This is a genomic window from Dethiosulfatibacter aminovorans DSM 17477, from assembly GCF_900142005.1.
Classification (GTDB): Bacteria; Bacillota; Clostridia; order Tissierellales; family Dethiosulfatibacteraceae; genus Dethiosulfatibacter; species Dethiosulfatibacter aminovorans.
Genome location: NZ_FQZL01000009.1, coordinates 185,331 through 202,745 on the forward strand (window position 1 = coordinate 185,331; position 17,415 = coordinate 202,745).

The window sequence follows — 17,415 nt, forward strand, 5'->3', positions numbered from 1 at the left end:
CAAAAAACAAAAGGGACGGTTCTTTTTGTTTTTTGGATGTGCACTTTTCTATGATTTGGAATGATGATATAATTGTTACACTGAAAATAAATGTATGAAGTTGAAAGAGGTGGTTTGATGTCTAAAATAATGGTTGTTGACGATGAAATTGAAATAGCGGAAATGATAGAAGACTTTTTAAGACTTGAAAATATTGAGGTTGTTAAGGCTAATTCAGGGGAAAAGGCGCTTGAACTTTTTGATGATTCAATAGATCTTGTTGTCTTGGACGTGAACATGGATGGTATAAGCGGTATAGATACATGCAAGGAAATCAGGAAAAAGAGCTTTACTCCCGTGATTTTCCTTACCTGCAACAATTCCCAAAGCGACATGCTTCTGGGACTTGGTGTCGGAGCAGACGACTATATATCAAAACCGTTCAATCCCATAGAGTTGGTTGCAAGGATAAAGGCCAACATCAGAAGGGCGGAATCGTACAACAGGGGAAGCATATCCGATGAAATAATAACCTTTGACGACATAGCCGTATATAGAAAAAGATTCAAGGTGTACAAGAGCAATGTTGATGTGAAAATAAGCACCAAGGAGTTTGAACTCCTTGTCTACCTCATGGAAAATGCCTATATAGTACTCAAAAGAGACCAGATTCTCAATCATGTATGGGGAGATACTTTTTATGATGAAAATCTTGTCAATACTACAATTAAGAGACTTAGAAGGAAAATTGAAGACGATCCTGAAAACCCTGAATACATTAAAACAATATGGGGAGCAGGTTATGTATTCCAGGGTGATGTAAGATGATGAAAAACATTAAACTTAGGATCAAGCTTCTCATAGTGCTTATGCTGGCGGGACTTATAGCTGCAATTCCAATGGCTGCAATAGGAATTACATCGCTTATTTCTGCATCAAGGGAGCAGGCTATAGATTTTGGCGAAAAATCGGCATATTATAATTCTGAAATCATCAATACATGGCTTAAGGAAAAAGCAAATGCACTGACTAACCTTGAAAACCAGCTTGCCAGCCTGGATGACGAATATGAAATGAGAAGGCTTTTGAGAAGTTACTCCGATGCCGACAGTGACTTCATAAGCATATTCATCGGGTACGAAGATGGCGAACTCTTTGACGCTTATGGATGGATACCTGATGATGATTATATTGTAAGAGAAAGACCTTGGTATACTAAAGCTTTTAATCAGGAAAGCCTTGTAACCACATCTGTATATAAGGACAAGAACAAGAATGAAAATGTTACAGCCATTGCAACTGAATTTAATTTTGGTGAAAGAAGGGGAGTTTTGGCTGCAAATATTTATGTTGATTACATTGTTGGCAAGGTGGACAATATCAAATATGGAAACAGCGGCTTTGCTGTACTTCTTGATGATGCGAACAAGATGATATCCGGGCCTGACAACAAGGAAAACATGGAGCTTTTTAATTCAATAATCGAGAAGCTGAAAATGAAGGATATCCTTCTGGAGGAATCCGAGACCTTTGAGCTTGAAGTGAATGATACAACTTATTTGGCTGCGTATTCCAATATTGAAGGGTTTGACTGGAATCTTTTCCTTATAGCTCCATTGTCTGATTTTATGGAGCCGGCATATGCAATAACCAACCACATCATATATATATTGATCGCCATATTTATCTTAATATTTTTAATAGGTTATTATCTCAGCAGTTCAATGTCGAGACCAATACTTATGATGGTCAACGGAGTATCGGATATTGCCGGTGGAAATTTCGACAATGAAATAAATATTGACGCAAGGGATGAGATTGGCAATCTCAGCAATGAAATCAACAAGATGAGAGTAAATCTTAAGGAGATATTCAATTCAATTAAGTATGAAAGCAAAATTCTGGCAATGAACTCTGAAAACCTGAGTGAACATCTTAAGGATACATATACGGGGACATACAGGTTCATGTCCATGCTATCACATGATATTAAGACTCCGATAACTCTAATAAAGGGCTATGCCAAAGCTTTAGAAATGGGAATACTGGACGATGAGAAAGAGAAGGAATACATTGAACGAATAAACTACAGGTCGGAGCAGATAGAGAAAATTGTGGCCGATGTGCTGGATAATACTTATGAAGCCAACAATATAAAGATTAATCTTAAGAGAGTTACCTGTGAAGATTTCATAAATACAGTAATATACAATTCAGAAACTTATGTAGTGAACCAGAAGAGGCGGCTTGTAAAGAACATAAGCTTTGCTGATTTTGATGATAGTGATATAGTTAATATAGACCGTATCAAGATTCAAAGAGTTGTAAACAATATATTGTCCAATGCAGTCAAGTTTTCCGAAGAAAATTCAGTAATTGAACTTGAAATAAGAAAATCCGACGGACGAATTTTCACCTGTTTCAAGGACAGGGGTGAAGGTATAAGGGAAGAGGACAAGGAAAAGATATTCAACATGTTCTACAAGACCGACGATTCCAAAAAAGGATACGGACTAGGTTTGTATATAAACAAGGCAATTATAGAAGCCCATGAAGGGGAAGTTTACTTCAGTTCCGTATACAAGGAAGGTACGGCAAGCGGTTTTTACTTGAATATTGTCGATAAACAGAGAATGCAACATGGGTAAACTGAAAAATAAACTTTTGAAGCGTCAAAAACACAGATGGCATTTTTGACGTTTTTTTGACCTTTTTTTTATATAATTTAGATGTGTTATTATATAAATCAAATCATAGGAGGAAAACGTATGTCAAATGAAACAAAATCAGGAACTGGTATTATCAGAAAGGTAATATTTGTTCCAATGTGTACTATTTTCGTACTCATAATCTTGATGGGTATCCTAAGCCCTACTACTTTCTACAACATTGAATCTGCAATTTCCAACTTCCAGTACAACTGGTTTGGATGGCTTTATGCCCTTATGGCCATGGTTAATATTGCAATTCTAATCTGGCTTGCTTTCTCTAAGCACGGCGACATTATACTTGGTGGTAAGGATGCAAAGCCAATCCTCAGTAGATGGAACTGGTTTGCAATTGCACTTTGCGGAGGTATCGGAACAGGTATCGTATTCTGGGGAATAGCAGAGCCTATCTTCCACCTGAACAGCGGTATTCCAGGAACAGGATTTGACCCGGGAAGCCCTGAAGCTGCTCTTGAAGCATTGTCTGTTTCAATGATCCACTGGGGAATTCCTTCATATGCACATTACTGTATCTTTGGTGTGGCTGTTGGATTTGCAATATACAACATGAAGCTTCCGTACAGAATTTCTTCAACTCTTTATCCTTTGTTCGGAAAGAAGAGCTTCACTACAATCGGTAACATAGTTGACAATATCTGCTTGTTTGCTATAGCCGTTTCAGTATCTGCAATACTTGCAGTTGCTTCACTTCAATTTGGAGCAGGATTCTTCGCAGTGTTCGGTCTTGAGCCTACAAACCTTGTAAGAGGTATTGTACTTCTTGTTATCGTAACTACGTTCATCGTTTCAAGTTATACAGGTCTTCAAAGAGGAATCCGTAGGTTGTCTGATATGAATGCCAAGATATTCATTGGACTTCTGTTCTTCATCTTTGTAGTTGGACAGACAAGATTCTCAATGTTCTTCACAGTTGAAGCAATAGGAAGGTCTCTTGACCAGTTCTTCCCAAGAATGACTTACCTGAGTGCAATCGAAGGAAACATGTGGCCTATGTGGTGGACAGTAATCTACTGGATATGGATGATAGTTTACGGACCAATGGTTGGACTGTTCCTTGGTAAGATAGCAAAAGGTAGATCTATTAGAGAGTTCATCATAATGAACCTCGTAGTACCTGCATCATTTGCAATTCTATGGTTTGGAATCTTCGGGTCAAATGCTGTCAAGCTTGAACTTGATACAGGAGGGCAAATCTGGAATGTCATCCAGACACAGGGACTTGAGGCATCAGTATTCTCGTTCCTTGAAAACTTCCCGCTGCCTATGGTTACAAGCATAGGTTTCATGGTGACATTGTTCCTGTCTGTTGTTACACTTTGTGACTCTATGACATCTACAGTTGCATCGCTTTCAATAGATATTGAAAAGGGAGCTACAGTAGAGCCTCCAAACAATATCAAGATATTCTGGGGACTTGTAATGTCTTCAGTAGCATTCCTGAGCATAGTTGCAACTACTTCTTCCACTGAGGGAGCAATAAGTGTTATTCAGTCAACCAAGCTTCTTCCAATGACTGCAGCGCTTCCCGTGCTGTTCATATACGTGGCGCTTGCGATTTCAATGCTTAAGATGTTTACGAAAAGAGAATCTTATGATGTTGCTTACTACCCTGAAACAGCAATAATCGAACCTGAACTGATTCACGATATAGGTGATGAAGAGGAAAGCGCATAATAAATAAAGACTACCGAGATGACTGCAGTTCATTATAGCTGCAGTCATTTTGTTATAGCATAGGGAAGTTTTAAATGTATAATTCCTTGAAGAATTGGCATTATGCGTTTGAGGAAACTTTTCTTTGCCTCTTGAAATTTTATAAATAGGCGGTTTAATCGACGTTATATTAGACGTAAATCGTTTATAATAAGCTATAATGAAAATCATATAGTTTTTAATTGTTGGATCATGTGATTTAAGAGAACGTTTACGATATTTAATTTGGAGGAGTAAAATGGATACAATAATGTTGAATGGAAGAGGATTGACATTTGATCAAGTAAAGGAAGTTGCATACAACAAAAAGCCTGTTGAAATTACTGAGGAGGCTGAAGACACAATAAAAAAGGCAAGGGCCTTGATATTCAAACTTGCAGATGAAGGGTATCCTGTATACGGTCTGAACAGGGGCGTGGGCTGGAACAAGGACAAGTATGTTTTTTCGGAATTTTTCCAGAAGTACAATGAAAATCTTATCAATGCACACTGTGTTGCAGTAGGACCTGATGCAAAAATAGAAGAAGTAAGAGCGATGATGGTCATTAGACTGAATACAGCATTATGCGGATCTACCGGTATGGCGCCGGAACTTCTGCATCTATACAGGGATTTTCTTAACAATGATATTGTACCTGTTATACCTAGAAGAGGTTCTATTGGGGAGGCTGACATAGCTACTCTTTCACATATTGGTCTTGCTATGATAGGACAGGGCGATGTATTCTACAATGGTGAAAGAATGGCTGCATCTAAAGCTATTGAAATGGCTGGGTTGAAGCCTGCAGAACTTGGTCCCAAGGACGGACTTGGAATAGTATCATCAAATGCTCACGGCGCAGGTCTCGCGGCTCTGGCTGTCAAGGAAGTGGAAGAACTTATTGAAATCTCAAACCTTGCATACTGTTTGGGAATGGAAGGACTTAATGGAAATATTGAATCACTGGACGAAAAAGTAAATGAAGCCAGAAAGATGAAAGGCCAAATGGAATGTGCAGCCCAATGCAGAGAGTTTCTTTCTGATTCCTATCTTCATGAACCCCACAAGGAAAGGGCATTGCAGGATTCCCTTGCGTACAGAGGTGCTTTTGCAGTAAATGGATCAGTTTTGGATTCACTGAACTATGTAAAGGAAAACCTTGAAATTCAGCTTAATTCTACAGACGACAATCCATGCATTCTTGTAGAAGAAGGAAGATTGTCCGTAAGCACAAATTTTGAACCTACAACATGGGTTGTAGGAATAGAAATGCTGAATATAGCATTAAGCCACATGTCAAAAACTGCATGTCACAGAACTATAAAGCTTTCAGACCCTTCATTCACGAAGTTGACAAGATTCCTTACACCTTCGGAAGGAGATGTAATAGCATACGGAACAATACAGAAATGTTTCACTTCACTTGATACAGAAATCAGGATGCTTGCAAATCCGTCATCAATGGATTATTTCTCGGTTGCAGGGAATATTGAGGATCACGCAAACAACTCTCCTTTAGTAGTGGACAAGCTATTCAAGATTTTAGACAATCTGCGATATATTATTGGTATGGAACTTATGCATGCAGTTCAAGCTATTGATCTGAGGAAAGTTGATGCAATGGGTACTGGTACCAGGAAGGCTTACGATCTCATTAGATCTGAAATACCATTCCTTGAGAATGACAGATGCCTGAGTGTTGATATTAAGAAAGCTTATGATATAATAAAATCAGGCAGACTTTTGGAAGCGGTAAAATAAATATTTAAATTTAATAATGGAAGGCGGCCTTTTATTCGGGTTGCCTTTTTGATTTTAAAATGATTTTCCAGGTGATTCGAAGAATGTTGCGCCTTGAAAATTTTATTCGCAGTTGTGGGAGGTTTGATTTGAAATATATTGACGAATTTAAAATCGATACGAGCAGAAGACAAATAATAACTGTCACAGGATCCGGAGGGAAGACCACCCTTGTTGAGAATATGGCAAAAGAGCTTGTGGAACAGGGAAAAACTGTACTTATAGCAACCAGTACCAAGATATTCTTTCCCAGAAAGGGAAGTGAAGTCATTGTCCTTAATGAAGAAATATTGAAAAATATCAAGCTTGTTGAACCTGATATCTTATATGGCGGGAAGGGTATAGGAAAAGATGATAAAATTATAGGATTTGATATAGAAACAATATCTGATATTTTTAAAAACGAAAATATAGATTTTATACTGGTTGAAGGAGATGGGTCGAAGCAGATGCCGGTGAAAGGATATGGCGGTTTTGAACCCGTAGTTCCGGATGAGACTGAAATACTGATTTCTGTACTTGGGATGAATTCGCTGCATACATGTATAAATGATAGTAATGTTCACAGGGTCGAAGCTTTCAAGAAAATTACAGGGCTGGAAGACAATGATGAAATAGGCTGTAATAATCTTTTCGAGTTGTTTGCTCATGAAGACGGGTACTTCAAAGTCAAGGCAAGGAGGAATTTCATTCTTCTAAATAGAGTGAGCGACATGAGCAGGAAATGCGCTGAGGAGATAAAGGATAAAGTCGAGAAAGAGCTAGGTTATGTCGAAAATGTCATCATGGTAGAGGAAAAGAAATGCTGAGCGGTATAATACTTGCATCGGGTTTTTCAAGGCGTTTTGCATCTGATAAGCTTACTTACAGGGTTTTGGGAATGCCCTTGGTTGAGCATGTGGTGAAAAACTGTCTGGATTCGAAACTTGATGAAGTCATAGTTGTATACAGGAAGATACAAATAAATGAATATTTGAAGAATTATAACATCAAGTGCATAAAGAATGAAAATGCGGAAGAGGGTATGTCTGCAAGCCTCAGACTTGGGATTGAGAATACAGATCCAAAGTCTGACGGGTATATGATACTAATGGGGGATCAGATTCTATTCGACAGCAATGACATAAACAGGATGATTGAAGAATATGAAATTCATGAGAAAATCATTGCAGCAACCTATAAAGGAAAGAGAAGGACTCCTGTGATTTTTCCATCGTCATATTACGACAGGTTGATGAAGATAAAGGGGGATGAGGGTGGCAGAAGCATATTGAAGGATAGCGGCAACGATACGATATATATTGAATATGACAGTATTAAATCCATTGACATCGACCGTATGGAAGATGTCGATAAAGTACTTGAATATCTTGAAGAATAAAAATTATTCATATGCAGGGGCTGAGAAGAATATTTCTGCAGCCCCGTTTCTAATATTGAAAATAAGGTATTCCAATATTATTTTTTCAATATTTCAACTATACCTGTGTTCCCGTCCATTTTGACCCAGTCGCCGTCAGAAATGAGTTCGCAGGGATCCTGGTCTTCCAGAAAGTCAACTATTGTTGGGATTTGCATTACGGCACTTGCCACTCCGGAACTTGAGTCTATTCTTGTGAAAAGCCATCCTTTTGGAGCCGAACCGGCTGCTCGTGCTGCTCCGAAATAGCATGACCATCCATTTGAACCCTTGCTGCCTGACATCACAAGTATTTTATCCTTTATTGTTTTGCCTTTATTGACATTCATAGGTTCTTTTATTATCCCTGTAGCAGGATCTATTCCGCCCCATCCTGCTATGCTTTTTGGACATACCAGGGCTTCGCCTTCAACGATTCCTTTTATGGCTCCACGGCCTTTTATAATTATTTTTTCCATCTGTTGTTTTCCTCCCAGCGGCCTGCTATTGCTGCATCCATACAGTTGTACATGTCACCGTAGTAAACAGGTTTGTCGGTATCGGATTTTACGCTCCTGGCCTGCTTGTAGCTGTCGAATACGAAGTTTGAATACTTGTCCAGGAAAACATTGCCTACAGTTGTAGGGCATGAACTGGTATAGATCTTTCCACCGGCTTCCTCAATCACCTTCGTGTAACCGTTAAGGTCAGACATTGATTTTACAGGGTATACAGTCCATAGCATAAAATGAACACCCGAGTGTATTTTCTTGCCTTCAAGATATTCGGCAACCTTCTTTATCATGTCAATATTGTAGTGTGGACATCCGAGACTTACAAACTCAATATCTGCAGATCCTTCATCGCACATAAGATCATAGGCTTCCTGAAGGTCTTCATTCGTTATTATGATTTCCCCCTGGGACTTGTGTCCTTTAAATGCATCCTCAACATCTCTGGCTTCAGGTGTATAGCCTGCCACATGGCAAATTTCACAGTTTGATGCCATGGAAATTGTAGTAAACAGCTGTGCCAGTTTTGTAAAATCGACATTTTTAAAATTACCGTCAACTACAGGTCTTGAAGATGTAGGCAGTTTCATTCCTATTGCCTTTCCAAGAAGATCCCATTCGATTAAGTTGTCTATGTCGGCCTCTATCCTTACGTGATGAGTGGCATATCTGTTTTCCTTCACATGATTGCCCCATTTTGGAGTTCTTCCGCAAATCGCCGACCAGAAGGCAGCTTCTATTCCATCGGAATTTCCCATCGCTCCCCAAAGGGAATTTCCTATAGTTGTCACACCGGACTCGGTTGTGACAAAGTGTTCGCCCTGGATGGGAAGCCATCCCGTTAGATAGGGAGCGCAGGATCCGGTTATTGTTACCCCCGCCTTTCTGCATTCATCAATGAAATTGGAGTTTTTGTCGAAATACTCCTTGCTCTGGTGCAGTGCTTCAAATTCAAACTGGTCGCAGGGTGATACACATGACTGTATGTAGCATTTTTCATAAGTTTTATCAAAAGGAATCTTTTCGTCTTTTCCAAGATTCATCTTTGAGAATAATTCATGGAAATCATTTGTTTCACATACGTTCAGATAGTTGTGAGCTCCGCAGAAAACTGTTGCCTTCGTAATTTCACAAAGTTCTTCAGCTCCAAGTACGTCTGCGTATCTCACAATGTTTTCCAGAGCTACTTGTTTTAACCTGCCTTCTTTTCCTTCCAGGATGAATTTTTCCTTTTCAGTTAGTTTCATTACCGTTCTCCTAATTTATTAACGCTGATTTTAAATTTTATTTCCTTGTTATTTCCACTATTCCAGTATCTCCGTCTACAGCCACGTAATCTCCTGTCTTGATTATTTCGCAGGGGTTCTGACCTTCGGGAAAGTCGACTACAGTAGGCACCTTGGAAATTGCTATTGCAACTCCGGAGCTTGAATCAATTCTATTGAATATTAATGCCTTTGGTCCTGCAGCGGCAGCTCTTGCTGCTCCAAAATAGCAAGACCAGCCGTTGGACCCCCTGCTACCGGGGACAACAAAGATTGTATCCTTCAAGGATTTCCCCTTATGTAAGTGATTGTGTTCAACTATGACACCTGTCTTTGGATCGAATCCACCGTATCCTTCTATGCTGTCGGGGCATACCATTGCTGTTCCTTCGACTTTTCCCGGCATTACTCCTCGTCCCTTCAAAATTATTTTCTCCATCTGTAATCAGCCTCCCATTTACCTGATATTGCCGCATCGAGACATGCCTTTACGTCTCCGAAGTATATGTCTGCAGTAGATTTGTTCTTTAGATTTTTACACATTTTGAAACTGTCGAATACCATGCCCTTGTACTGCCCTATATATTCCGGACCTATAGTGGGGGGGCATGTGTCCGTGAATACGTGTCCGCCCGCCTTTTCAACAATCTCCAGGTATCCGTTGACTTCGGCCATGTGTTTTATGGGATAGGAGGTCCATAGGCCCAGATGTACCTTTTCGTTGATTTTTTTGTCCTTCAGGTATGCGGCTATTTCCTTTATGTTGCTGATGTCAAGGTGAGGACATCCTATGCTTACGAAGTCTATTTCATTTTCTGTATCATCACATGTTTCGTTGTACAGCTTAGCCATCATTTCTTCGGTGATTTTGACGGCTCCAAGAGGTTTCTTGCCCATGAAAGCCAAGTCCTGGGTAAGGGCTTCAGGAGTGTAACCGACCACATGACAAAGTTCGCAGTTGCTTGTTATGGCAACTGAAGTCATCATTTGCCTGAGCTTGTCAAAATTAACCCTTCTCAAGTCGCCGGCAACTACTGGAATTCCACCATAAGGAAGGTTTTTGCCTATTACGGCACCGAGAATGTCGAATTCCAGCTTGGTCTCTACAGGAGTATCAACAATGAACAGATGTGTGCCGGCCCTGTTTTCCGGTACATGCATGCCCCACTTTGGAGTTCTTCCGCATATGGCCGACCAGAAGGCAGCCTCTATACCATCTGCATTGCACCTGGATCCGAAAATCGAGTTTCCTATAGTTGTAACCCCTGACTCTGTAGTTACAAAATGCTCTCCCATTGCAGGTATCCAGCCGTTTAGGTAGGGGGTGCAGGTATTGGCAATTATCACTCCTGCTTCAGAAGCCATTTTCAGATATTCCAGGTTCAGTTCGTATTTTTCCTTCGTTACGTTGAACTCCTCGTGACATTTCATGTCGCATACGCAGACACAGGATTGAGCGAAGCAGTTGGAGTCAGTTTCATTGAAGGGTATAATCTCGTCAACTCCAAGATTTATTTTTGAGAATGTCTCCTGAGGGTTGTTGATGTTGACCACGTCCAGATAGCTGTGGGCACCGCAGTAGACTGTTGCCTTCGTGATTTCGCACAGTTCTTCGGCTCCCAGTATCCTGGCATAATCCACGATGTTGCTCAAGGCCGTTTGTTTCAGTTTGCCATGTTTTCCATCAAGCATTTCTTGTTCGTATGTGGTTAAATTTATCATGATTACTCCTTTATGTATTTATTTACAATTGGGTATAGCAGTGAATTTTGTTTTTCTGTCAATTCATGTCTCCTGTAGGATTCGATTCTATTTTGAATTTGATTGGCAGCCGTCTCGACAATATCCGGTTTTCCATTCATTATCCAGTTGTCAAACATTTCTCTTTGAAAATACTCTGGAATCATAAGTTCCTTTTTAAACATCATTGTTGTTTCTAGTTCAAAGAGATAATTGCCTCCCGGTCCCGTTCTTTTTATGGATTCCAGACAGAACTCATCGTTAAGAGCATATGAATCATGCATTTTCTTCAACATCATGATAATCTGTTCATCAAGGAGGAATTTTTCATAGCTGAACATATTCAAGGAATCCAGCTCCCCGCAAGAATGGTAGATCAAGTCTATGTCATTGATTACAGTAGTGTACAGTGATATGGATGATTCGGCTCCTGACTGCCAGTCAACTTCCTTCGAATCCGTGAAAGCTCCTCCTGCACGACAGGGGATGCCGTAAAAGTCTGCAAGCCCCTTGATATATGGAATGAAGGAGCTGCTTTCTATTCCGCCTATTGCAGGACCTGCATATCTCATGTCGGATGCAAAAGAAGTATTTCCATATAATACTGGTGTTCCGGGTTTAATTATTTGTGTAAGGATGATTCCTGCCATTATTTCGGCATTGTTTTGAACCAAAGTGCCTGCGATTGTAACGGGACTGGAAAGTCCGGGCATTGAACAGCAGGAGATGCAAACAGGTTGCTCGTATTCCACATATGCCAATATGGAATCCAGCGAATCTCCGTCAAAGCATAGAGGAGAAAGCACATTTGCAATTCCCAGTATGTAGTATTTGAATTCGTTATTATAAAATTCCTTTGCGAGTTGTATTGAAGCGAGAGTTTCTTTTTTATTGGAAGCAAAACCAACAATGGGTTTTCCTGTTACCCAAAGGGATAATGCAGTTTTTACAAGTGCGTTATTTTCAAAAGGAATATCCTCTACTTCAAAAAGGTTCGAATTTGTCATATCGGTAGCTTTACTGGTATCGTTAAGCTTTTGTACATCTATGAAGTCTTTAGAGGTAAGGTTTTTTCCTTCTCTTCCCTTTAGCAATCTTAATGCGCCTGAAGGGCCTGAAAATACTGGCCCTGATCCCATAGTGACACTGCTTTTCAGTCCCTTGATTTCAAAGCTTGAAGGACAGTGTTTCGTATATTTGTCGATATCTTTCTGTGTCATGAATACTTTGCCATTCTCTGTTTTGAATCCTCTGGCCTTGAAAATGTCGATGACTTCCGGGTGTTTGAATTCAATTCCTACGTTTTCAAGAATCCATATCGTATTTTCATGTAGTTTTTGAATTGCTTCATTTTTTATTCTGAGACTACTCATGTATCCTCCTTTGTTATGGACCTTAAACTCAAATTTGAATCAAATTTTTTGAGTCCTAAACCCTGCGTGAACTTTTATTAAAAATATATTGATTATTTTCTTGTATAGTAATAATATTAAATAAATACAATAAAATCTAATAATAAGTGATGAGAAATTGTAAAATATTACGCATGATTTAGGAGTAGTTATGATTGAACAAAAATTTGATATTTGGGAAACTTCCAAAACCTTTGGGAATGTCTCGAAATACAATATATTCACAGTTAGAAACAATGGTGTGATATTCGTATCAAAAATTGACAGGTTCTATTGCAGGAAATGCAAATATATAAACAGCACATGCATAAAGAAATGGAGCAGTGGGGGAGAAATTTCAGCCAAGCTGATGGAGCCGTACTATTATCTATGTCCAATGAATTATACATTCATTATTTGTTCGAATTATTCAGTGGTGGACGACGGGGCTGTCATTATCGGCCCAATGATTGTGGAAGAAAATGTTCAGAAGGATTTAGATAAGAATCCTTTTGATGATATGGAGAAGCCAGAGGGAAGTGAATCGGTGGACAATGTTACTTCCATAGAGCTGACCAGCCTTGCTGAAGTGCTGTTTGCAGTAATGAATATCCGGACTAAAAAGGAATTGATTGTGAACCGTAAAAAACAGATCCTGCAGTCAGAGCTTAACGAAAATGTGGAATTATATCAGAAAATGTCTCATAACTATGAAAGTATTTTTGATTTGGAGAACAAGCTCATAAATGCCGTATCATCCTGCGACAGTGGCGAAAGTGATGAAATAATGAATAGGCTGATTACTGTAACCTACATAGAAGAAAAATCAAACATAGAAAGAATAAAGAAGAGATTTACACAGACCATATATCTCATATCAAGGTCTGTACTGGAAGAGTATATGGAATATAAAAAAATTGAAAAGCTGAATCTTGAATACATGAGAAAACTTAATATGATATACGGAAGGGAAGACATATACCTGTGGTTGAAGGATTCGATAGAATCACTGATTGATGAAATAAGAAAAACCTCAAGCCATAAGAATAATATGGTAATATACAAGATACAAAAATATGTTAATGAAAATTATACTGAAAATATAAGCCTGAAGGATATTTCCGAGAAATTGGGTATGAGCTATAATTATCTTTCATATCTTTTCAACAATGAAATGGATATGAAATTCAAGGACTATCTGAGGAAAATCAGAATAAACAAGAGTATCGAATTTCTTGAATCTTCTGATTATGAAATAAACAGGATAGCCCTTGAGGTCGGTTTTGCAAATCAGAGTTATTTTACGAAAGCCTTTAAAAGAGAAACCGGAATAACTCCAAAAAAATACAGATTGACAAAGGGAATATAGAACCTTACTTGGTTTCCGCCTTGATTCTATCAATGAGCCTCATTGAATATGGATTCCTGATTTTTTGAGAATACATTTCGCCTTGCTTCAAATGCTCATTGAAGGATATTATGTTGTTCTCTCTTTTGTAAAGAAGTGCTGCATATCCTTCTGCTATGGCACGTCCCCAAAGATTGTTGAATTTATTGTAGTAATCCAAGGCTTTGAAGATATACTCCCTTGAAAGCTTGTATTTGCCAAGTTCGTAGTAGGATTGCCCAATTCCGGTATAAAACATGTCGAGACCTTTAACTATATCGTTGGCTTCGCATATCTCTATTGCCTTCTTGTATTTAGTTAGTGCAGTTCTGAAATCCCCCTTGTATTTGTTTATATTGCCAAGGTAATTGTAGCAGGCGGCAATATTCAATGCATATTTATTTTCCAGGAGTGAAAGGTTTTCGAAAATTTCAATAGATCTGTTGAGATATTTCTCAGCCAATTCATACTTTCCTTTTCTGATATTGTACAGACCTTTCCATCTGAACAAGGTGCCGGATTCCTTGATATCGGATTTATGCTCAATGATTTTTTCTATTTTGTGTATGTAGAAATGCATGTCGTCAAGAGCATTTACCTGAATGCTATAGTAAATCATCTGATGATATCCTTGAAGCATGTGATTGTAGCTGTTCAATTCTTCGGCATATTTGATATAACTTTCTATAAATGCCAGACCCTGGCTGTATTCACCAATACGTATATAGTAGATTCCTTTGATATAATAGTAATCCATTTTAAGTTTATGGATTCCCAGTTCGTTGTCGTTGCATTTTTCCAGAAGCTGATCAAGTCTTTCAAAGGCTTCTTCCATATTAACATTTTCATAATCAACAGCCTTATGTATTGAAGGAAAGAGCTCGAAATTCATGTCAGAGTATAATGATAGATTCTTTATATTATATTCAAATAGTTTTTCATGATTTTCTGTGTTTTCATAATGATAAATTATTCTTGAATAAAAATACTTGTCTCTTGCATTGTTCTTCAGTTTTGATTCATAGTATTCAGCAAGCTTTTCATGAAGAGTTTTGGCTATGCCCTTGTTAAGGTTTTTGTATATATAGTCCTTCGTAAGTGAGTGACAGAAAATATAATAGACATCATTTTCGTTGTAAACCTCTTTTAAAAGCAACTTGCTTTGAAGGGATTCCAAGGCGTCGAAAAAGTCGAATTCGTCAGCGTCAATAAATTTTAAAAGGAAATCGAGTTTTATTCTATCTGAAAATACAGACGCAACTTTCAGTATTTTCTTTTCCAGACTTGAAAGATTCAACAGTCTGCTCTTGAGAATGTTTTCAACCTTTGATGAATCCAGAAGGGTACGCTTGTTTTCTTTTAACAGATTGATATACTCGATGATAAATAACGTGTTTCCTTCGCTTTTTTTATAGATTTCATTTATATCATCTCCAGTAAGATTTAGGTCCCTTCCCTTTTTATTGATGAATTCTTCTGTTTCAGTAAGACTTAACCTTTTCAGTGATATGGTTTCAATGCACTCGTTTTCCAATAGTCTAACAATATTGTTTTCGATTTCATTCATATGGGATTCACAGCAGGTTGCTATGAATATTATATTGCTTGATTTGAATACAATGTTCGACAAAAGGTTAAAGCTGTAGGAGTCCATCCAGTGAATATCATCAAATACTAGCAGTACAGGTTTTTTTGAAGCGACAAGCTTTAGGATTCCAATTATGGCATCAAAGGATACCTGGTGTTTTACGGACTCTATTTTTTCAATTGAATCTATATCCAATGGACTGAAGCCCTCGTTGAAGGATGGGAAGAAATAAGAAGTGACATCGCTCCAAAGTTTGGGTATGCTTATTTTTTCCTTTTTCAGTATATTTGAAAGCTGCTTGAAGATGTTGTCCCATGACTGAAGGAAGAAATCCCTGTCCGCCTCAAAACATTTGCTGTTTAGGATTATGAGGTCGTCTGTAGAAATGCTTTCTAGATGCTTTTTCAAAAGAGCTGTTTTTCCTATTCCGGCTTCTCCCGTAATGAGTATCGATTTACCCTTTCCGTTTCTGAATTTATTGAGATAGGATTTCAGGAGTGAAAGCTCGCTTTTTCGTCCTATGAAATTAGAGGTTGGTTCAGTAGAAATGCCTTCATCAGATCTCAGTTCAAGTATTTCCTTGAACAGGGAAGTGGTTGATTGCTCCGGATCCAAGTCCAAATCGTTTTTCAATATATCTACAAGCTTGTAATAAACTGAAAGCGAACGGTTGTAGTCTTCACGGAATGAATACAGTCTCATGATGTCTCTGTAGTTTTTTTCATTATAAGGATCTTCTTTCAGTAGAATGTTTGCATATATTTCGATATCGTTTAAACCTACGAAGTTCATTTCCTCTTTCAGTTTTTTCTTGACTACCTTAATGTATTCGCTCTTGAATTCTGCCCTGGCAGTATGTATCCATTCGTCGAATTCATAACAGTCTTTGATATAAAAGCCGGAAAGAAACTCGCTCCTGTAAAGTTTAATATTTGAATTTTCCATGAATTCATCTATGTCTACATGGAAATTGATTTCAGGATTCAATAGTACTTCCGTTCTTTTGGGAGAGATGAAAACATCAAAATCGAATGCTTTCTTGACTTTGTATAGAGCATCACGAAGGTTTTTCTTTGCGGATTTGTCATTGAAATCCCCCCATAAAAGAGAAGTGAGTTTTTCTCTCGACGCTTTTTTATTTACCAGTAGATAGTAAAATATAGCTTCCGCCTTTTTATATGGAAAAACTATACTTTTATCATTGAATTCAATTTGCGGATCTCCTAGGAGTTTTGCGTAAACGTTCATTTAATCACCTTTTTTTGAAAATCGCAAGTGTCGAATTTTGTCAAAGACATTTAATCGACAGATGTGAAATTCTATACTCATTAATTGATATACCTATATATTATTTCAATTCACTGTCAAATACAATAAAAAAATGTCGATTATATAAAAAAATACGAGAATTATAGACGTATAATAGACGGTGGAATATTATCATAGAAAAAAATACTTATCGGAGGTTAGAAATGTCATTCAAGAGCGATATAGAAATAGCACAGGAAGCAAAAATGCAGGACATAAGGGAAATAGCACAAAAGGTGGGATTCACGGAAGAGGATATCGACCTTTACGGAAGATTCAAGGCAAAGGTGGACTACAACGTACTTAAGAAGTCGGAAAGCAAGGAAGCGAAGATGATCCTTGTAACTGCAATCAACCCTACTCCGGCAGGAGAAGGTAAGACAACTACTACAATAGGTACTGCAGACGCACTTTCAAGACTTGGAAAGAACACCATAGTGGCACTCAGGGAACCATCACTCGGACCTGTCTTCGGAGTAAAGGGAGGAGCAGCAGGAGGCGGATACGCTCAGGTTGTACCAATGGAGGACATCAACCTTCACTTCACGGGAGACCTTCATGCAATAGGAGCTGCAAACAACCTTTTGGCAGCAATGCTTGACAACCACATCCATCAGGGAAATG

At 38.4% G+C, this 17,415-nt stretch carries 14 protein-coding genes; 8 read left to right on the top strand and 6 right to left on the bottom strand.

Annotated features, from left to right (window positions below; translation table 11 throughout):
• Positions 1–117 precede the first annotated feature (117 nt).
• The 6 genes from BUB05_RS08055 (at position 118) to BUB05_RS08080 (ending at position 7,582) form a co-directional block, all read left to right on the top strand.
• Entirely contained in the window at positions 118–807 is a 690-nt protein-coding gene (locus BUB05_RS08055; RefSeq protein ID WP_073049082.1) for a response regulator transcription factor, read from the top strand.
• Positions 804–2,627 carry a HAMP domain-containing histidine kinase gene (locus BUB05_RS08060; RefSeq protein ID WP_073049083.1) on the top strand — a complete coding sequence of 608 codons (1,824 nt, stop codon included), beginning with the start codon at positions 804–806 and terminating at the stop codon, positions 2,625–2,627. The genes BUB05_RS08055 and BUB05_RS08060 overlap by 4 nt, the downstream gene beginning before the upstream one ends.
• Before the next feature lie 120 nt (positions 2,628–2,747).
• A complete protein-coding gene (locus BUB05_RS08065) occupies positions 2,748–4,382 on the top strand; it encodes a BCCT family transporter (protein ID WP_073049084.1) in 1,635 nt (544 codons plus the stop codon).
• Positions 4,383–4,659: 277 nt separating this feature from the next.
• A complete protein-coding gene (locus tag BUB05_RS08070) occupies positions 4,660–6,162 on the top strand; it encodes an HAL/PAL/TAL family ammonia-lyase (RefSeq protein WP_073049085.1) in 1,503 nt (500 codons plus the stop codon).
• A 128-nt stretch (positions 6,163–6,290) separates the two neighbouring features.
• Positions 6,291–7,010, top strand: coding sequence for a selenium cofactor biosynthesis protein YqeC (gene yqeC, locus BUB05_RS08075; RefSeq protein WP_073049086.1), 720 nt, complete (start codon positions 6,291–6,293; stop codon positions 7,008–7,010).
• Positions 7,004–7,582, top strand: a complete 579-nt coding sequence (locus BUB05_RS08080) for a nucleotidyltransferase family protein (RefSeq protein ID WP_073049087.1) — start codon at positions 7,004–7,006, stop codon at positions 7,580–7,582. The genes yqeC and BUB05_RS08080 overlap by 7 nt, the downstream gene beginning before the upstream one ends.
• Positions 7,583–7,659: 77 nt before the next feature.
• On the opposite strand, the gene BUB05_RS08085 is transcribed toward BUB05_RS08080, so the two are convergent.
• The 5 genes from BUB05_RS08085 to BUB05_RS08105 are packed head-to-tail and all read right to left on the bottom strand — an operon-like array spanning position 7,660 to position 12,490.
• Complete coding sequence (locus BUB05_RS08085) at positions 7,660–8,079, bottom strand: aconitase X swivel domain-containing protein (RefSeq protein ID WP_073049088.1); 420 nt, start codon at positions 8,077–8,079, stop codon at positions 7,660–7,662.
• Positions 8,067–9,359 carry an aconitase X gene (locus tag BUB05_RS08090; protein ID WP_073049089.1) on the bottom strand — a complete coding sequence of 431 codons (1,293 nt, stop codon included), beginning with the start codon at positions 9,357–9,359 and terminating at the stop codon, positions 8,067–8,069. The genes BUB05_RS08085 and BUB05_RS08090 overlap by 13 nt, the downstream gene beginning before the upstream one ends.
• A 37-nt stretch (positions 9,360–9,396) precedes the next feature.
• Positions 9,397–9,816: an aconitase X swivel domain-containing protein gene (locus tag BUB05_RS08095; protein WP_073049090.1), complete on the bottom strand. Its 420-nt coding sequence runs from the start codon at positions 9,814–9,816 to the stop codon at positions 9,397–9,399.
• Entirely contained in the window at positions 9,804–11,099 is a 1,296-nt protein-coding gene (locus BUB05_RS08100) for an aconitase X (RefSeq protein ID WP_073049091.1), read from the bottom strand. Before BUB05_RS08100 ends, BUB05_RS08095 begins: the two co-directional genes overlap by 13 nt.
• Before the next feature lie 2 nt (positions 11,100–11,101).
• Positions 11,102–12,490 carry a trimethylamine methyltransferase family protein gene (locus BUB05_RS08105; RefSeq protein WP_073049092.1) on the bottom strand — a complete coding sequence of 463 codons (1,389 nt, stop codon included), beginning with the start codon at positions 12,488–12,490 and terminating at the stop codon, positions 11,102–11,104.
• A gap of 190 nt (positions 12,491–12,680) precedes the next feature.
• Between BUB05_RS08105 and BUB05_RS08110 the strand changes: the two genes are divergently transcribed.
• A complete protein-coding gene (locus BUB05_RS08110) occupies positions 12,681–13,877 on the top strand; it encodes an AraC family transcriptional regulator (RefSeq protein WP_073049093.1) in 1,197 nt (398 codons plus the stop codon).
• 4 nt (positions 13,878–13,881) lie between these two features.
• On the opposite strand, the gene BUB05_RS08115 is transcribed toward BUB05_RS08110, so the two are convergent.
• Complete coding sequence (locus tag BUB05_RS08115; protein ID WP_073049094.1) at positions 13,882–16,731, bottom strand: AAA family ATPase; 2,850 nt, start codon at positions 16,729–16,731, stop codon at positions 13,882–13,884.
• Positions 16,732–16,955: 224 nt separating this feature from the next.
• On the opposite strand from BUB05_RS08115, the gene BUB05_RS08120 reads away from it, so the two are divergent.
• Positions 16,956–17,415 (top strand): formate--tetrahydrofolate ligase (locus tag BUB05_RS08120; RefSeq protein WP_139257965.1); only part of this gene is annotated, 460 nt, incomplete at its 3' end.

Excerpts from the sequence above, each read along its gene's own strand:
- BUB05_RS08055 (WP_073049082.1), top strand. The coding sequence starts at position 118 with ATGTCTAAAATAATGGTTGTTGACGATGAAATTGAAATAGCGGAAATG.
- BUB05_RS08060 (WP_073049083.1), top strand. The coding sequence starts at position 804 with ATGATGAAAAACATTAAACTTAGGATCAAGCTTCTCATAGTGCTTATG.
- BUB05_RS08065 (WP_073049084.1), top strand. The coding sequence starts at position 2,748 with ATGTCAAATGAAACAAAATCAGGAACTGGTATTATCAGAAAGGTAATA.
- BUB05_RS08070 (WP_073049085.1), top strand. The coding sequence starts at position 4,660 with ATGGATACAATAATGTTGAATGGAAGAGGATTGACATTTGATCAAGTA.
- BUB05_RS08080 (WP_073049087.1), top strand. The coding sequence starts at position 7,004 with ATGCTGAGCGGTATAATACTTGCATCGGGTTTTTCAAGGCGTTTTGCA.
- BUB05_RS08085 (WP_073049088.1), bottom strand. The coding sequence starts at position 8,079 with ATGGAAAAAATAATTATAAAAGGCCGTGGAGCCATAAAAGGAATCGTT.
- BUB05_RS08090 (WP_073049089.1), bottom strand. The coding sequence starts at position 9,359 with ATGAAACTAACTGAAAAGGAAAAATTCATCCTGGAAGGAAAAGAAGGC.
- BUB05_RS08095 (WP_073049090.1), bottom strand. The coding sequence starts at position 9,816 with ATGGAGAAAATAATTTTGAAGGGACGAGGAGTAATGCCGGGAAAAGTC.
- BUB05_RS08100 (WP_073049091.1), bottom strand. The coding sequence starts at position 11,099 with ATGATAAATTTAACCACATACGAACAAGAAATGCTTGATGGAAAACAT.
- BUB05_RS08105 (WP_073049092.1), bottom strand. The coding sequence starts at position 12,490 with ATGAGTAGTCTCAGAATAAAAAATGAAGCAATTCAAAAACTACATGAA.
- BUB05_RS08110 (WP_073049093.1), top strand. The coding sequence starts at position 12,681 with ATGATTGAACAAAAATTTGATATTTGGGAAACTTCCAAAACCTTTGGG.
- BUB05_RS08115 (WP_073049094.1), bottom strand. The coding sequence starts at position 16,731 with ATGAACGTTTACGCAAAACTCCTAGGAGATCCGCAAATTGAATTCAAT.